This is a genomic window from Leptolyngbya sp. FACHB-541, from assembly GCF_014695875.1.
GTDB lineage: Bacteria > Cyanobacteriota > Cyanobacteriia > Elainellales > Elainellaceae > JAAUTN01.
Map to the genome: position 1 here is coordinate 1 of NZ_JACJPC010000036.1, position 16,278 is coordinate 16,278.

The following is a 16,278-nucleotide window of genomic DNA, read 5'->3' on the forward strand; positions in this document are numbered from 1 at the left end:
GCAGGTGAAAGAGAGACTTGATGCTTTAACACCAGAAGTAATCTTCTCGATTGTAGGGCGACGGTCTATTTTAGATGCCTTATCTGTAGCTGAACTTTAGAGAATTGGTATAACTTAAGCAACCTACTTCTTTCCCACTAAAAGATTCAGGGATGCCCCCTCGCTTAACGAGGGGGCATCCCTGAATCTTTTAGTACCTAATCTTTAACCAGGAAGGGAGTAATTAAACCGGTGGTTCTTATGGTTTCACCAACTGATGGATTTGAGGTCTGCTGATAAATACACGGAAGGTAGCAGTAAGGAAAGCGATCTCCACCCCGACTACAATCACGGGGAACTGAGTCTCCACCCAGTGCTGCACCTGGCCAGAAGGTCCACCCATTAGAGGTTTGAGGGCGATCGCCAGCCCATTCTCAACAATCAGCAGCTTCCAAAAAACCGGAGGCTGAGACTGAGCGATCGCCATAGTTAAGGTGAGCCTTTAGAGATTTACTTAATACTCTGGCACGGAAGGATCAACTTCCCGGCTCCAAGCAGTGATGCCTCCTGCAACATTAGTTCCTTCAATTCCAGATTCTTTGAGAATCGCCAGCGCCTTGGCGGAACGACCGCCCATCTTGCAATGAGCAATCAACCGATGACCGTTGAGCAATTCTTTGACCTTGGCGACTCCGTCACCATTTTCGATCTCTGGCAGGGGAACTAGGACTGAACCAGGAATTTTGGCAATCTCGTATTCGTGGGGATTACGAACATCCAGCAGCACAAAGTCGTCTGCATCGCTGTCGAGCAGTTGCTTCAACTCCGTAACGCTCATTTCTGACATACCTGCTTTTTCCTCCGCTTCTGCTGCTTGTGCTTGGGGGATACCGCAAAATTCTTCGTAGTCAATTAGTTTTTCGATCACAGGACGCACAGGATTGGGACGCAGCTTTAGCTCCCGGAAGGTCATATCCAGTGAGTTGTACAGCAACAGCCGTCCGCTCAGGGTTTTACCCTGTCCTAGAATGATTTTGACCGTCTCAGTTGCCTGAATTACGCCGATAATTCCTGGCAAAATTCCTAACACGCCGCCCTCAGCGCAAGAGGGCACCAGTCCGGGTGGGGGTGGTTCGGGATAGAGGTCGCGGTAGTTGGGTCCGCCCTCATAGTTAAACACCGTTGCCTGACCCTCAAAGCGGAAGATCGAGCCGTAGACGTTGGGCTTGTTAAGCAAAACGCAGGCATCGTTGACCAGGTAGCGAGTGGGGAAGTTGTCGGTGCCATCTACCACAATGTCGTAGGGCGCAACGATATCCAGCGCATTTTCAGAAGAGAGGCGAACTTCGTGAAGATCGACCTGGCAAGCGGGGTTAATTTCTAAAATTCGCGCTTTGGCGGACTCAATCTTGGGCTTGCCGACCCAGGACGTGCCGTGAATCACCTGACGCTGTAGGTTGGAGTGATCGACTACGTCAAAATCGACGATGCCGATGCGTCCAATTCCGGCGGCGGCAAGGTACAGCAGCAGTGGTGAGCCTAAACCGCCTGTGCCGATGCACAGTACGCTGGCAGCTTTTAACCGCTTTTGTCCCTCTAATCCTACTTCCGGCAGGATAAGGTGACGGGAATAGCGTTCATATTCGTCTCGGTCGAGCTGGATTTGCTCCAGATTGGGATTTAGCATGGCAATGGCAGAAGACAGTAGTGGTCAGTAAAAGGGCGAACTGTTAGAACTAGCGAACTGTAGAGAATGGAATTTTACGGGCTTGCGGGGGCGACCGTCAAAATTTCTTCGGATTGAAACTGTCGTTTCTCGTCCAATCTCCAGGATAGAACGTCTTGGGCATTGCCTTGCTGGACGGAAACAATCAGATACGAGTAGTGTGGCCAGGCGCAGAGGCGATCGCACTCTGAAGGCACTGCTGCGTGGTCTGTATGAGAATGATAGATTCCCACGATATCTAAATTCTTGCTGCGGGCGTAGCGCTGCGCCTCTAGCATTTCTTTGGGATCAATCCAGTAGCGACGGTCTTTGGTGAGGGGATGAGTAGCGGTTTCAGGGGCAATCGCCCGCATTTCAGCTTCCGCCTCAGCATTCCAGGTGTTCTCGGTCGCCCAAACTTCTACCAGCCTATGAGTTTCAGTTTGACTCGCCGAAGCTTGAGGCTCAACCTGACCCAACAGCAACCCACAGCACTCTTCAGGGTAAGTGCGTTCGGCGTGAGCAAAGATAGTTTGCAAGTGGTCAGGGTTGATCTGAAGCACGGTACGCGACATTAATGGAATTTAATGAGCAGTCGTTGCGCCCAGGTAGAGTTCACCGACTTTTGGATCATTGAGCAGGTCAGGACCAGGTCCTTCAAAGCGATCGCGCCCTGTATCAAGGACATAACCTCGATCTGCCATTGCCAAAGCTTTTCGAGCGTTCTGCTCAACCAGTACGATCGCCGTTCCTGTCTGGTTAATCTGCTGAATCCGCTCAAACACGCTGTTAACCAGCAGGGGAGAAAGAGCCGCAGACGGTTCATCTAGCAATAGTAGATCTGGTTGCAGCATCAATGCCCGCCCCATTGCAAGCTGCTGCCGTTCGCCACCAGAAAGGGTGCCAGCTCGCTGTCGCCGCCGCTCAGCCAAAATTGGAAACGTGTCAAAAATTTGCTGTTTCAACGGTTTTAGCGATGTGCTACGAGTGAATGCCCCCATTTCCAGGTTTTCTTCAACCGTCAGCGAGGGGAACACATTGGCGATCTGGGGCACGTAGCACATGCCGCGTTGCACAATTTGGTTAGACTTCAAACCCGCAATATTTTCGCTTTTGAAGTTGATCTTGCCTCGGTGCGGAGTCAGTAAGCCAAAAATCGTTTTCGCCAGCGTAGACTTTCCTGCCCCGTTGGGTCCAATCACCGCGACCAATTCACCTGGATAAATTTTGAAATTCACACCCTGAAGGATGTCGAGATCCTGAATGTATCCGGCGTAGACATCCTCAACCTGAAGCAGGGGTTCGGCACTCGTCATACTGGCTAGGGGTTAGAGAAATAGTTGGGCTAATCTTTCAAGATTACTGTTTGACAGCCAGCTTTTAAGGTTTATAGCTTACAGCTTTGCCGTTCTATTTTAAGAAGTCTCACTGCCCTCTGGTGCTAGAAGCCCCATAATGGGAGCAGATGCTTTACATTGCTTCATCATGGCGAGAGACTTACGGGAATTCCTCAAACAGATTGAACAGCGGGGGCAACTGCGCCGGATCAAGGCGTCAGTCGATCCTGATTTAGAAATTGCTGAAATTGCCAACCGCATGTTGCAGCGGGGCGGCCCAGCACTGCTGTTTGAGAATGTGAAAGGCTCTCCCTACTCCGTTGCGGTCAATGTGATGGGCACGGTCGAGCGCATCTGCTGGGCTATGAAGATGGAGCGTCCTGAAGAGTTGGAGGATTTAGGCAAAAAGCTCGGCATGTTGCAGCAGCCTAAGCCACCCAAGAAAATTTCTCAGGCGATCGAGTTTGGCAAAGTTCTATTTGACGTGGTGAAAGCTAAGCCAGGGCGAGATTTTCTGCCCCCCTGCCACCAGGTTGTGGTCAAGGGTGAAGAGTTGGATTTGAATCAGATTCCAATGATTCGTCCCTATTCTGGCGATGCGGGAAAGATCATCACGCTGGGACTGGTGATTACAAAAGACTGCGAGACGGGAATTCCTAATGTCGGTGTGTATCGACTTCAGCTTCAGTCTAAAAATACGATGACCGTCCACTGGCTATCGGTGCGGGGTGGGGCGAGGCATCTGCGAAAGGCAGCGGAACGGGGTAAAAAACTGGAAGTGGCGATCGCCCTCGGGGTTGATCCCCTAATTATCATGGCAGCCGCCACCCCGATTCCAGTAGACCTGTCGGAGTGGCTGTTTGCAGGGCTCTATGGCGGCTCTGGCGTAAATCTGGCGAAATGTAAAACTGTTGATTTGGAAGTGCCAGCTGATTCAGAGTTTGTTTTGGAAGGCACGATTACACCTGGCGAAATGCTGCCAGATGGTCCGTTTGGCGACCACATGGGCTACTACGGTGGCGTTGAAGATTCGCCTCTGGTGCGGTTTCACTGCGTCACTCACCGCAAAGATCCGATTTACCTGACGACGTTTAGCGGTCGCCCGCCTAAGGAAGAAGCAATGATGGCGATCGCCCTCAACCGCATCTACACGCCTATTCTGCGGCAGCAAGTCTCCGAGATCGTAGATTTCTTCTTGCCAATGGAAGCATTGAGCTACAAAGCGGCAATTATTTCCATTGACAAAGCTTATCCGGGGCAGGCTCGTCGCGCTGCACTCGCCTTCTGGAGCGCTTTGCCCCAATTCACTTACACCAAATTCGTGATCGTGGTGGATAAAGACATCAATATCCGCGATCCCCGACAGGTGGTATGGGCAATTACCTCAAAAGTCGATCCGGTGCGAGACGTATTCATTTTGCCTGAAACGCCCTTTGATACTCTAGACTTTGCCAGCGAAAAAATTGGACTGGGCGGACGCATGGGCATTGATGCAACAACCAAAATTCCGCCAGAAACCGATCATGCATGGGGTGCTCCACTGGAATCTGACGCTGACACAGCGGCAATGGTTGAGCGGCGTTGGGCAGAATATGGACTGGCGGACTTGAAGTTAGGCGATGTTGATCCCAATCTGTTTGGCTATGACATGCACTAATGAAGCCCTAAATCTCCATGCATCCATCTCGTCTTTAAGTTCGTATTACTAGCTGAATCCATCACTTCTCAGCTAGGCAAACAATGAACAGGAAAAGACAGATTCTATTTAACTTTCTCCTTGGTGTAGCCGCTTGCGTATTGCTGATCAACCTTTCCTCAGCGCCATCTTTTAGCAATTCTGCTATTAGCGTGCCTCAAGCATTCCAGGCTTCAAATCTTGATTTGATCAATCAGCAGCTAGTGGCAAATCTGAGTGAAACCGATGATATCCTTATGGCTCAAAATACAACCGCTGGCCCAATTATGCGCTACGTTGCTGTTTTGAATAAAAACAATGTGATTGCGCCAACAGCTCCATCTTCTTCGGCTTTTGGTGCAGCAGGGGCAGTTTTGGTAGGCGATCGCCTAATCGTAAAAGGAGACTTTAGCAACCTGTCCAGCGCTTTAAGGGATTATGCAACAGATCCCCTTGATCCACCCAATCCAAACATCACTTCTGGAGTCCACATTCACCAGGGCGAATCTACTACCAACGGAGCATTTCAGTACGCTCTAGATGTTACTCCTGATGCGAGTCAGCTAAAGGGTAGATTCTCCGGTGAATATACGCTCACTCAGGAACAACTACAGGCTTTATCAAGCGGCAACTTATACGTAGACCTCCACACTCAAATGAACCGGGCAGGTGAATTGCGCGGAGTCTTCCAGGCGTATTAAAGCTTATACCCGTTCTCTTTAAGGCTGCACAGTTTGAAGCGTATCTCGCATATATGGGACATACTTCAAATTGCGCAGCTTCATGTAGAAACCAGCACCAAACAGTAGAATCAAGCAGGCGCTTGATTTTGGCGTAAGGCTCTGATAGCTGTTAACAGCCTTCTGGTTTGGTATTGAGGCAGCAGGGTAGCTACCATGATTTTGAATAGAATAATTGCCATTAGTTTGGGTCTTTTTAACCAGGTAGGATCGTTGGCGATCGCCATCCCAAAAAATCTCACCGAAGTTAACCCTTTGCGTCGCTCTAAATTGCCTTCTAAAGCTTTCAAAGTCAAGTATTGATAGCGGCTCCCTAAAACTTTTCGCTTTAAGGCAGTTGAAGAATCCAGTTCTGAAGATTGGCTTGCTTCAGCAAAAGCTTTTTCAATCACCCGCAAACTCGATTTCTCCATTTTCCACACGTTTGTAGACATGGAATTTGCAGAAATTCGATACAGAATTTGAGGAGACGGAACTGCGACGAACTCATAACGTGCAGCCAAACGAAGCCACATATCCCAATCTTCAACGCCAGGAACGGAGCCATCAAACCCGCCTACCGTGTCTAAAGCCCGCTTACGAATTAATGGATTGGAGCCGCTTTCAACAAAGTCTCTAATTAATAATTTTGTATAAACCTGACCGCTTGCCAGAATGTGTCCGCCCGATCGCAGAAATTGATTTGATTCATCAATCCAGTTTGTCCAGCTGTAGGCAACACTCGCTTGAAGATTTGCTTGTAGTGCCTTGAGTTGAGCCTCTAGCTTGTCTGCTGTCCAGAGATCGTCTGCATCAATAAAAGAAATATATTCACCAGAAGCCTGTTCAATGCCACGATTTCTACTAGCCGCTAACCCAGCATTGGAATAGGAGAGAACTTTGAGGCGTGAATCTGAAATATTGGAAAGAATTTCTAAAGTTGAATCCTGAGAACCGTCATTAATGACAATTAGTTCAAAGTTTGAGAAGGTCTGATTTAAAACCGACCCTACGGTTTCTTTAATCGTTTTCTCGCCGTTGTACACTGGAATCACTACGGATATAAGCGGCATCTGATGCTAACTCCTCAGACATTTTTCCCTGATTTAAGACGGATCTAATCGCAAATACCCATGCAGCGCTTTCACATCAGAAAGGTTGCCTAATTTATTGAACAAAGCTTGTGCTTGGCGATCGGACAGTACTCCTACCAAGGCAGTTTTCAAAACGACTTTAGCTAAAACTCTTGCACGAAGTAAAGACGGATCATTCTTTAGAGCAATCCAAAGAAATCTAGCGGTTGTTAGAGCGCGTTTTCTGCCTGCGGGTCTTTCTAAAGCATCTACAATCAGGCATTTGTAGCGATTAGAAATGATATCTTTCTGATAGCGCTTTACCGAATCAGGAGCTTCAGAAAGCGCTTTCTTGATTACTCGCTTGAAACCAATTTCTTGTCTTTCTACATTGTTAGACCATGAGTTGGAGTTGGGATATTTACGATACAAAATTTGAGGCGATGAGACAACGGTGAAAGGAAATTTAGCCGATAGACGCAGCCACATGTCCCAATCTTGTCCTCCAACAAGAGCTTCATCGAAACTACCAACCGCCTCTAAAGCATGGCGGCGAATGAGAGGATTGGACCCACTTTCTACAAAGTCGATGAGCAGTAATTTGGCAAATACATCGCCTGTAGCGCTGATATGAGTGCCTCGACGGAGGAAGCGATCGCCCTCATCTATCCAGTCTGTCCAGCTATAGGCAACAGCCGCTTCGAGGTTAGCCTGAAGTGCGTTGAATTGAGACTCAAGCTTATCGGGTGTCCATAGGTCATCCGCATCCAGGAAGGAAATATATTCACCAGTGGCTTCCTTGATGCCGCGATTACGACTGATTTGGGGACCAGAATTTGAATGAGAAAAAACTTTAAGGCGAGAATCTTTAATATTAGAAAGAATATCAAGCGTTGAGTCTTTAGACCCATCGTTAATCACAATCAGCTCAAGATCTGAAAAGCTCTGATTTAGAACTGATTCAACGGTGCTTTTAATGGTTTTCTCAGCGTTATAGGCTGGAATAACAACGGATATTAAAGGCATGTCATATAGCTATTTAATTTGAGGTTTTCTGAAAGAGAAGAAAGTACTTTCTAAACTGCCTCGGTAGAATGCCATTTCAAATGCTGGAATGAGCTCAGTTTTAAGTTTCCCCCGATATTTAAGCAGGTGCATAAGCATTCGCCGCAGATTTCCAATCAAAGTTTTGGTGAAAATTAGCGGTGCCTGCTGGGGCGTAGCATTGATCATTCGCAATTGATAAGTAGCCAAACCGCAGCCACGAGCCAGCATCAGCAGATAGCTTCTTTCGAGGCGCTGACGCGGGATTTGGTGATAGGTGTGCATGTCGGGGTTATACCAAATCTCCCAGCCAGCTTTGTGCATGTAAAGCAACGGCTCATAATCGTCACCCTGGATAAATAAGCCAGGTAGCTTACCTGTTAAGTTTGGGCGGGGTGGAACGTCGTTCCAGGCTTGCTTACGGACGACTAACGAGGCCGCCGGAGGGAGTTGAAGTTTATCGGGATCAAAACGGCTAGGGTTCGGACCATGCTCTCGAATTGCCAGAAAAGCCTGAATCTGGTTGAAATCTGCGGGTGGCTCCACTTCAAATTCACCGTGAATTTGACCACCGTAGGCTCCTGCTTTCGGGTATTCTTGGCTAAAGGAATAGGAGGCTGAAAGCCAATTCAGGTCAGGTAAATTGTCGTCATCCAGGAAGCCAATTAGGTCTGCTTTTGCTTCGCGTACAGCGCGGTGTCTGGCAAAAGCGGCTCCCTGCTCCGGTTCAAAGGAATATCTGAGGGGGAAATTTTGGTTCCAGTTTGATTGATAGTTTTGAATAATTTGCGCGGTTTCGTCAGTGCTGTTGTTGTCAACGATCAGGATTTCCCAGTGGATTGGGTCGGGATTGATTTGCGATCGCAGTCGTTCCAACAAGATAGGCAACCGCTTTGCGCCATTGTAGGTTGGTATAGCCACCGTAAAATCGACTCGCATCCCCAGCCCCGCCTACCTTCGTAGTTATATTAACTTAGTAACTCTCGTAATACAAAGTTTCAACACTATAGGTCATCTGAAAGTTCAGTATTGAAGGGTATACAATTTCATTAAATTTTTACTTCGTTCTCGACTGGGTGATGCGGCGACAGGAAGCTCTCATGATACTGGCAAACCACCAGAACACACTAAAGACTTTTGGTGTAAAGTCTTTAATGCTGTTTGGTTCTGTGGCAAGAGATGAAGCGCGGACAGATAGTGATATTGATCTGCTAGTGGAGTTTGAGTATCCAGTCGGTTTGTTTACCTTTGTGCGTCTGAAACGCTACCTAGAGAAGATTCTAGAGAGTTCGGTTGATTTGGGTACGCCCGACTCAATCAAACCTTATCTGCGAGAACCTGTCTTTAGGGAGGCAATCCGTGCCTTCTAGGGATTGGCAGAACCGAGTAAGAGACATATTGGCGGCGATCGCAGAAATTCATGAATTCACAGCCGAGTTAACATTTGAAGAATTTCAAGAGGATCGAAAAACAGTCAGAGCAGTTTTATATAATCTTGCAATTATTGGTGAGGCAGTTCGCAGTATTCCACCTGAAATAGAAGATTTACAGCCCGAAATTCCCTGGCTTGACGTGCGCGGAATACGAAATATTGTAATTCACGAATATTTTCAGGTGAACTTATCTATCATCTGGCAAACAATTCAAGCAGACCTTTTGCATTAGAGCATTCTCTTCGCCAGTTGCTAGCCTTGTATGGCTAAAGTCCAAGATAAGTGTTTGTAAACGCTAAGCACTATTCTATCTTTGCTAAAGTTTAGGTTTTCTTAGAGCTTAAATAGCCTTTTCTCCACAAATAAAAAGGACTGATTAAGCTGCTAGTAAATAGCTCTAATTCGCAGGCTGCAACGAGGTCAGTTTTGACTTTCGTGCGGTGTTTGAGCAGATGTAAGGTGATTTTGCGAATGTCGTTGAGTGTGTAGGCAATCAGGGCGGGCGATCGCTGCCAGGGTTGAACGCTGAGCATTCGGGTAACGTAGCGGCTCAGTCCAATGCCGCGAAAGAAGGGAATCAGGTATTCCCGTTCTAATCGCTGTTTGGGAATTTTGTGGCGCACCTGCATTGCTGGGTTATACCAAATTTCCCAGCCTGATCGCTGTATGTAGGAAAGCATTTCTAAATCTTCGGCAGTCAGCATGTTGCCATCAACTCTGCCGTTTAGGATCAGGCGATCGGGCACGTTTTCTATCCATGCCTGTTTGCGGATAACTAGCCCAGCCGAGGGGGGCAGCACTTTTTTGGCAGGTTCATAAATTAGCGGATCAGGGCCGCGTTCGGTTAGCGCCAAGAAGGACAAAAGGCGGTTGAACTCTTCGGGTGGTTCGACCTCAAACTCTCCTTGAATTCGACTGGCGATCGCTCCTGCGTTTGGATGTTCTTGAGCGAAAGCGTAGGCGGCAGCAATCCAGTTTGCATGGGGAATATTATCGTCATCCAGGAAGCCGATCAGTCCACTTTGGGCTTCCTGGATGGCGCGTTTGCGGGCGAAGCCAGCTCCCTGCATGGCTTCAAGACAGTAGCGGACTGGGTAAGGGCTGTCTTGTTGATAGGCTTTGACGACTTCGGCTGTTGTGTCGCGACTGTTGTTGTCAACGACGAGGACTTCCCAGGTAAAAGCCTCAGTGCCCGTTTGGGATTTCAGTGCTTCTAGTACATCTGGCAAACGCTGGGCACCGTTGTAGGTGGGAATGGCTACTGTCAAATCGACCATGCTTTTAGACCTGGCAAGCACCACGTAGAAAATATCAACCTCGAACAAGATATCAATTTCAGTCGGGAGTGGCTTCAGTGTTTGCCCAAGAGTTTATCGCGCAGGTGCTTGATGCGATCGCGCAACTTAGCTGCTTCTTCAAACTCCAGCCGCTTGGCTGCATCTTTCATTTGACTTTCAAGCTGGGTAATCAGTTCCGGAATGTTTTCTAGCGGTAGATCGTCAGCATGTTCGTAGGCAACCTCTAGCTCTTGAGCATTCAGCCGTCGGGAGACTTCCAGGAAAGAGAGAATCGAATTTCGCTGCCTTTTGACGATGGGCTGCGGCGTGATGTTGTGCTTGATGTTGTACTCTATCTGGATTTCGCGGCGACGTTCTGTCGTGCTAATTGCCTTGGCCATGCTGTCTGTAAGATTGTCAGCGTAAAGAATAGCCTGCCCTTGAACGTGACGAGCGGCGCGACCGATGGTTTGAATAAGCGATCGCTCTGCCCGCAAAAATCCTTCCTTGTCAGCATCAAGGATCGCTACCAGCGACACCTCCGGTAAGTCCAGACCTTCCCGCAGCAGGTTCACTCCGATCAGCACGTCAAAGACTCCCTCGCGCAAGTCTTGCAGAATCTCGATGCGCTCAATCGAGTTAATCTCAGAGTGCAGGTAACGAACTCGAATGCCCCGTTCCTGGAGGTATTCGGTTAGGTCTTCCGCCATTCGCTTAGTCAGAGTCGTCACCAGGGTGCGCTCTGAGCGGCTGATGCGCGTCTGGATTTCACCCAGCAGATCGTCAATTTGCCCTTCGCTAGGGCGTACAAAGATTTCGGGATCGACTACTCCAGTTGGGCGAATTACCTGCTCGATCACGCGATCTTCAGAGATTTCTACTTCCCAATCGCCAGGAGTTGCGGAAACGAATACGCACTGCTTGACCTTGTCCCAGAATTCCTCAGCTTTGAGTGGACGGTTATCGGCGGCACTAGGCAGGCGAAATCCGTGTTCAATCAGGACGAGTTTGCGGGCGCGATCGCCATTGTACATCGCTCGAATTTGCGGAATTGAGACGTGAGACTCATCGATCACCAGCAACCAATCATCAGGAAAATAGTCGAGCAAACACTCTGGCGGCGACCCCGGAATGCGTCCTGCCAAATGACGAGCATAGTTTTCAACGCCGTTGCAGTAGCCGACCTCACGCAGCATTTCCAGGTCATAACGGGTGCGCTGTTCGAGCCGCTGTGCTTCTAGCAACTTGTTGTCTTTTTCTAGTTCTTCCAGGCGATCGCGCAATTCCTGCTGAATCGCGTCACAGGCCACTTCCAGCCGCTCATCCGGCGTGACAAAGTGACGAGCTGGATAGACGTTCAGCGCTTCCATGCTTTGCAACGTTTCGCCCGTGATGGGGTCGATGTAGCGAATTGCGTCAATTTCGTCGCCAAAAAACTCAATCCGGATCAGGCGATCTTCATAGGCTGGGCCAATTTCTAGCACGTCACCCTTCACCCGAAACTTGCCGCGCCCCACGTCCAAGTCATTTCGCTCGTACTGCACCGATGCTAGGTCGCGCAAAACCTGCCGCTGATCAACCTCCATGCCCACTCGAAACGGAATCGAGGCCTTGAGGTATTCCGAGGGAATTCCCAAACCGTAAATGCAGCTAATCGAAGCGACGACAATCACATCTTGCCGTTCAAACAGCGATCGCGTTGCCGAGTGCCGCAGCATATCAATCTCGTCGTTGATTGAAGCAGTCTTGGCAATGTAGGTGTCAGTAACGGGAATGTAGGCTTCGGGCTGATAGTAGTCGTAATAGCTGATGAAGTACTCAACTGCGTTGTCTGGGAAAAACTCGCGCAACTCATTACAGAGCTGCGCTGCCAGCGTTTTGTTGTGCGCCAACACGAGCGTCGGGCGACCCACTTTTTCAATCACCCTTGCCATCGTATGGGTTTTGCCTGTTCCAGTTGCGCCACGCAGGGTTTGGAAGCGGTGCCCTGCATTGATGCTTGATACGAGTTGGGCGATCGCCGTCGGTTGGTCGCCTGTTGGTTCAAACGGAGCCTTAATTTGAAATTCCATAAAGAGTTTCAGCAGCCATTCCTAAAGAAACACCAGCCAACTGAGAAATTATTGAGTTTTTGTGAATATCTACTGATGGCATCCTAACGAATTTTGATTAAAGCAGCTATTAAAACGGGGTGCTGGAATCCGTAAAGGTCATTCCAACACCCCATTTTAGATAGATTCTGGCTCGTCTAGAACGCTCTATTCAGCCACTGGGAAAATGCTAACAATTTGATTTTGACCCGTGAAGTTTACGAGAAAATCAACCGTGCCGTTCTCAAATTCGGTCGTGACGATCGCAATGTAAGAACCGTCTGCGGACTCTTCTAGTGCCTGGGTTTCAACACCAACAACGCGCTGGAATGCTCCATTTGCAGCAATGGCTTCTTCCCAACCCTGACGCAGAGTGTCGGTGGTGATGCTCGTTCTCACAGCAGGGTCATACATCTGAAGCGCAGCGTTGTAGTCACCTGCTACCAGGTTATCGACAAAATCCTGCGCAGTCGTTGTCAAATCTTGCGATTGTTCAACAGACAGAGGTGCAGCAGGCACAGCATCCTGAGCCTGAGCAGGAAGAGCACCAGCCGCAAGGGCGACACCAAGCAATAGAACTGGGATGCACTTTTTCATTTAAGTTTCCTTGGTTGTTTTAATTTAGGTGAATTGAGTGAGGGGAGAACCAAAGGCCGATCTATCAGAATGACGACATCCAGGTAGATTTTGTGCCTTTGCTAAGCAGAAGGTTGAGGGACATCGTCTGGATGCTGAAAACCAATGCAGATTAAGAGAGAGGACTTACACAAGCAAAAGTCAAGCGATCGCCATACTAACAAGAGTTTTAAGCCCTTGTTCTATGGATGATTGTGTAAGTTTTAAGAGAATCAGAGGGGCAAAATGCTTTGCCCCTAATTTTTCCTTTTCCTGAGCTCGACTCCGCCATCCGGAGCAATTTGAACTCTGCAAGGTAGCATTTAGAGGACGCTACCTAACGCCAGCTCACTTACTGTCGGGTTCCGCCTGGGGTCGGCGTCGGCTGGGTTTGCTGTCCAGTTCCACCTGGGGTTGGCTGTGGCTGGGTTTGCTGTCCAGTTCCGCCTTGAGGTGGCTGTGTTTGAGGCTGCTGTCCAGAGAGACAGTTGTACATCCGCAAGGTGGCAGCAGCAGCGTAGTTACGCAGTGCTTGACTATTGGGACTAAAGGCAGTTCCCGTCTCATTCACTGGAGAGGCAACGCCGCAGTAACCCGACATCTGGCTGATCACTTGAGCAGCCCAGTGACCAGAAGTATCAGAGAAGGTTCTGGGTTGCTGCGATTGGAGCTGAGTACCGCGTCCTTGCAGGTTTTGACCGTATTGAGCGGCTCTGCTCAGTACTGCAATCATTTCAGCCCGTGTAACAGGTTGGGTAGGACGGAAAGTACCGTCTTCGTAGCCGCTGATGATGTTGTTAGCACGAGCAAACTGAATCTTAGCGGCACTCCAACGAGACGCATCTACATCTGGATAAGGTCTGCTGCTGGTTTGGGTAGGAATGGTCAGATTAAGATTAGGTACTCGATCCAGCGATTCTAGAACCAGTGAGACAAGCTGCTCACGGGTTAGAGGAGAACGTGGTCGGAAGGTGTTGTCTTCAGAGAAGCCTGAGATAAAGCCAACGTTAACAGCTCGCTGAATCTCGTTGGCATAGGTGTCACCCGCAACGTCACGGAATGTTGTACCTGTACCGGGAGTACCTGTGCCCGGAGTACCTGTGCCTGGGGTACCTGTACCGGGAGTACCTGTGCCCGGAGTGCCCGTGCCAGGAGTAGTCAGCTGAGCAAGTGGGGTATCTGTGGCAATGTAGATGTGTCCTGTGCCTCTTCCCTGGAACGAGCGCTCAGCAAAACGCCAGCCTGGGTTGAGGTTAAGCTTGGCAAAGCCAGTAGTTGTGCCGTTTGCTTTAGCGATTTCGATTTGCTGTCCACCTGGGCGGTTGGGTGCAGCGACCAGGGTCAGATCACCGCCTCGGTTGACGACGCGAAGGCTGTACTGCAAGCCCAAATCTTCACCTGCGGCACGAAGAGAGTAGCCGTTGCTATCCAGGCTACGACCGCAGATTCCGGTGAAGTCAAAGTTAAGCCAGAGTGGGTCAACAATTGTTGGGTTTGAGCCTGACACACCCCAGCAAGGACGGGCATTGCTTCTCTGCCGCATGACGACGAGGTAGTGGGAAGTGCCAGCAGAAGTGCGGGGGGCGGCGACTGCGAGGAATTCTGTTTGGTTAACTTCTTGCTGCTCAAAGGTGACGGCGATCGCTGGGCTAGAGGGAATCGCGATGCTACCCATTGCAGTAGATGCAGCAATGGCAAGGGCAGCAATAGAACGGCGGATGGAGGATTTCATGAATTACCTACGAGGATTCTGATTAGCTTGGAATCTCCAGAGAGACTGTGCAAACTCCCTGTTGGGTATAAAACTATTATTCTTCGGAAACCTCAGTTCTGAGGAGAAGGTGGTTGAAGTTCTGTGATTGTGCCAGTGAGCTTCATCCCACCTGATTCTAATAGATAGACCGGAGATCGGGTGATAACAATCATTTCAGCGTTTTGGAGAACTGGAAAAATAGCTTAATCAAATGGCTAAGTGTGGGACAGTTTGAGATGTGTCCTGTGGGAAGAGCGAATCGCATTTAGCGACATTTATTACCGTCTCACTGAATGCTCTCTTTGCCCTCCTCCATACGGGTTAGCGAGATTGTGTGGTACAACACATCAAAACCAACGCGTTTGCGTATGAAGTGGAAGAATTCAGGATTTAGGTCCGTCTAGCTCAGAAAGAAGAACCTGGTTCTTTCAGAAACTCTGCTTCTTCGGGTGTGGTTTCTCGTCCCAAAATTTCGTTGCGGTGGGGAAACCGTCCGAAGCGTTTGACTATTGCCTGATGCCGGACTGCGTAAGAATAGGTATCTTCAAACTCTTTGCCCAGCTCCGGCTGGTCTGTGACGAGTTTGTGAAACAGAGCAACGCAATGGTTTTGGGGATCTAAGTTTTCGCTGTGTTCTAGCGGCAGGTAGAGAAAAAGCTGTTGGAGCGGCTTTAGCTGCTGGTGAAACTCTCTGGCGATCGCCCTTTGCGTTGTCTCCACAGCTTTTAGATCAGTTGCAAAAGCCCTGGGATCGCGGCGAAACATATTTCGGGGAAACTGATCTAGCACTAGGATTAATGCTAGACAACCAGCGGGGGAATCTTGCCAATGGTCAAGTTTGCCTGCTGCTGCTTGTTCGTAGGTGGTGAGGAAGCGATCGCGCACCTGTTGATCAAACGCCGCATTCTTAATAAACCAGACCTTGCGCCATTGAGCATAGTTAGCCAATCCCGTTTGAGGGTCGGCAAACCAAAAGTTCAGCACGTCATCTATCTGTGCCATAAAAGGGGAGATGCAAGGGTGGAAGGTGGGAGACGGCGACAGTAAGTATAGGAGCGTTGAGCCCTAGTTACTTTCTGCTGGAATCTCGCTAGATTCTTGGGTTTCAGGCTGATTTTGGTTTTGCTCGCGCAAAAGTTCTAGTTGTCGAGTGCGAAAGTCTGTAGCTGCAGTCCCCAGGTTTTCTTGCTGCGTCGAGTTGTATTCAGATGGAGTGCGATCATTCCCTAGTGTGACCCGGTGGATCAGGTCAAGCAGACTACCAGACTGGTTGCCCCTGCCTGAGAAAGGATCAGAACTGTCGCCATCTCCACTCAGAGAGTTGTCTAACTGGTCAACCGTTTGAGCCACACTCGGTTGGAGGGATGCTGTAGCCAAAACTCCCACAGCCATCAGCACAGCAGAAGTAGAACGCAGGAGTGTTATCAGAAATGCAGTCTTCATAGAACTAAGCTCAAATACCAAATTGTTTGGTCAACACTATTCAAGACGGAAATTGATGAGAACTTGCTCCCAATTGGATAATTCACTCTGGCAACTTGCCCAAATTCGATCGCCCAATTTGAGGAAAGTCAGGAC

The 16,278-nt window shown here is 49.1% G+C and carries 17 protein-coding genes; 4 read left to right on the forward strand and 13 right to left on the reverse strand.

Annotated elements, in window-relative coordinates:
- Positions 1-238: 238 nt before the first annotated feature.
- From H6G00_RS05850 to H6G00_RS05865, 4 genes are all read right to left on the reverse strand, one after another.
- Positions 239-466, reverse strand: a complete 228-nt coding sequence (locus H6G00_RS05850) for a hypothetical protein (RefSeq protein WP_190796015.1) — start codon at positions 464-466, stop codon at positions 239-241.
- A 27-nt stretch (positions 467-493) separates the two neighbouring features.
- Complete coding sequence (moeB, locus tag H6G00_RS05855) at positions 494-1,666, reverse strand: molybdopterin-synthase adenylyltransferase MoeB (protein WP_190796016.1); 1,173 nt, start codon at positions 1,664-1,666, stop codon at positions 494-496.
- A 74-nt stretch (positions 1,667-1,740) separates the two neighbouring features.
- Positions 1,741-2,259, reverse strand: a complete 519-nt coding sequence (locus H6G00_RS05860) for a M67 family metallopeptidase (protein ID WP_190796017.1) — start codon at positions 2,257-2,259, stop codon at positions 1,741-1,743.
- A gap of 9 nt (positions 2,260-2,268) precedes the next feature.
- A complete protein-coding gene (locus H6G00_RS05865) occupies positions 2,269-3,000 on the reverse strand; it encodes an ABC transporter ATP-binding protein (RefSeq protein ID WP_190645172.1) in 732 nt (243 codons plus the stop codon).
- A 169-nt stretch (positions 3,001-3,169) separates the two neighbouring features.
- On the opposite strand from H6G00_RS05865, the gene H6G00_RS05870 reads away from it, so the two are divergent.
- Both H6G00_RS05870 and H6G00_RS05875 read left to right on the forward strand, forming a co-directional pair.
- Positions 3,170-4,678, forward strand: coding sequence for a UbiD family decarboxylase (locus H6G00_RS05870; RefSeq protein WP_190645285.1), 1,509 nt, complete (start codon positions 3,170-3,172; stop codon positions 4,676-4,678).
- An 83-nt stretch (positions 4,679-4,761) separates the two neighbouring features.
- Complete coding sequence (locus tag H6G00_RS05875; protein WP_190796018.1) at positions 4,762-5,397, forward strand: CHRD domain-containing protein; 636 nt, start codon at positions 4,762-4,764, stop codon at positions 5,395-5,397.
- 110 nt (positions 5,398-5,507) lie between these two features.
- Here H6G00_RS05875 and H6G00_RS05880 read toward each other — a convergent pair whose 3' ends face one another.
- From H6G00_RS05880 to hpsE (H6G00_RS05890), 3 genes are read right to left on the reverse strand one after another with little or no spacing between them, the layout of a single operon-like run.
- The gene (locus tag H6G00_RS05880; protein WP_190796019.1) at positions 5,508-6,488 is read right to left on the reverse strand and encodes a glycosyltransferase; all 981 of its coding nucleotides are present in this window, start codon (positions 6,486-6,488) and stop codon (positions 5,508-5,510) included.
- A gap of 33 nt (positions 6,489-6,521) precedes the next feature.
- Positions 6,522-7,514, reverse strand: a complete 993-nt coding sequence (locus H6G00_RS05885) for a glycosyltransferase (protein WP_190796020.1) — start codon at positions 7,512-7,514, stop codon at positions 6,522-6,524.
- Positions 7,515-7,523: 9 nt separating this feature from the next.
- Positions 7,524-8,471, reverse strand: coding sequence for a hormogonium polysaccharide biosynthesis glycosyltransferase HpsE (hpsE, locus tag H6G00_RS05890; protein WP_190796021.1), 948 nt, complete (start codon positions 8,469-8,471; stop codon positions 7,524-7,526).
- A gap of 140 nt (positions 8,472-8,611) precedes the next feature.
- Here hpsE (H6G00_RS05890) and H6G00_RS05895 point away from each other — a divergent pair, with 140 nt between their 5' ends.
- Together H6G00_RS05895 and H6G00_RS05900 are read left to right on the forward strand one after the other, a co-directional pair.
- Positions 8,612-8,902: a nucleotidyltransferase family protein gene (locus tag H6G00_RS05895; RefSeq protein WP_190796022.1), complete on the forward strand. Its 291-nt coding sequence runs from the start codon at positions 8,612-8,614 to the stop codon at positions 8,900-8,902.
- On the forward strand, positions 8,892-9,197 hold the full coding sequence (locus H6G00_RS05900) for a HepT-like ribonuclease domain-containing protein (protein WP_190796023.1): 306 nt from the start codon (positions 8,892-8,894) through the stop codon (positions 9,195-9,197). Before H6G00_RS05895 ends, H6G00_RS05900 begins: the two co-directional genes overlap by 11 nt.
- A gap of 91 nt (positions 9,198-9,288) precedes the next feature.
- On the opposite strand, the gene hpsE (H6G00_RS05905) is transcribed toward H6G00_RS05900, so the two are convergent.
- From hpsE (H6G00_RS05905) to H6G00_RS05930, 6 genes are all read right to left on the reverse strand, one after another.
- The gene (hpsE, locus tag H6G00_RS05905) at positions 9,289-10,242 is read right to left on the reverse strand and encodes a hormogonium polysaccharide biosynthesis glycosyltransferase HpsE (protein ID WP_190796024.1); all 954 of its coding nucleotides are present in this window, start codon (positions 10,240-10,242) and stop codon (positions 9,289-9,291) included.
- A 74-nt stretch (positions 10,243-10,316) separates the two neighbouring features.
- The gene (gene uvrB / locus H6G00_RS05910; protein WP_190687368.1) at positions 10,317-12,314 is read right to left on the reverse strand and encodes an excinuclease ABC subunit UvrB; all 1,998 of its coding nucleotides are present in this window, start codon (positions 12,312-12,314) and stop codon (positions 10,317-10,319) included.
- A gap of 186 nt (positions 12,315-12,500) precedes the next feature.
- Positions 12,501-12,929, reverse strand: a complete 429-nt coding sequence (locus H6G00_RS05915) for a DUF3887 domain-containing protein (RefSeq protein ID WP_190645179.1) — start codon at positions 12,927-12,929, stop codon at positions 12,501-12,503.
- 370 nt (positions 12,930-13,299) lie between these two features.
- Positions 13,300-14,679: a DUF3747 domain-containing protein gene (locus H6G00_RS05920; RefSeq protein WP_190796025.1), complete on the reverse strand. Its 1,380-nt coding sequence runs from the start codon at positions 14,677-14,679 to the stop codon at positions 13,300-13,302.
- Positions 14,680-15,105: 426 nt separating this feature from the next.
- A complete protein-coding gene (locus tag H6G00_RS05925; RefSeq protein ID WP_190796026.1) occupies positions 15,106-15,702 on the reverse strand; it encodes a DUF924 family protein in 597 nt (198 codons plus the stop codon).
- A gap of 63 nt (positions 15,703-15,765) precedes the next feature.
- A complete protein-coding gene (locus H6G00_RS05930; RefSeq protein ID WP_190796027.1) occupies positions 15,766-16,143 on the reverse strand; it encodes a hypothetical protein in 378 nt (125 codons plus the stop codon).
- Between the last annotated feature and the right edge of the window lie 135 nt (positions 16,144-16,278).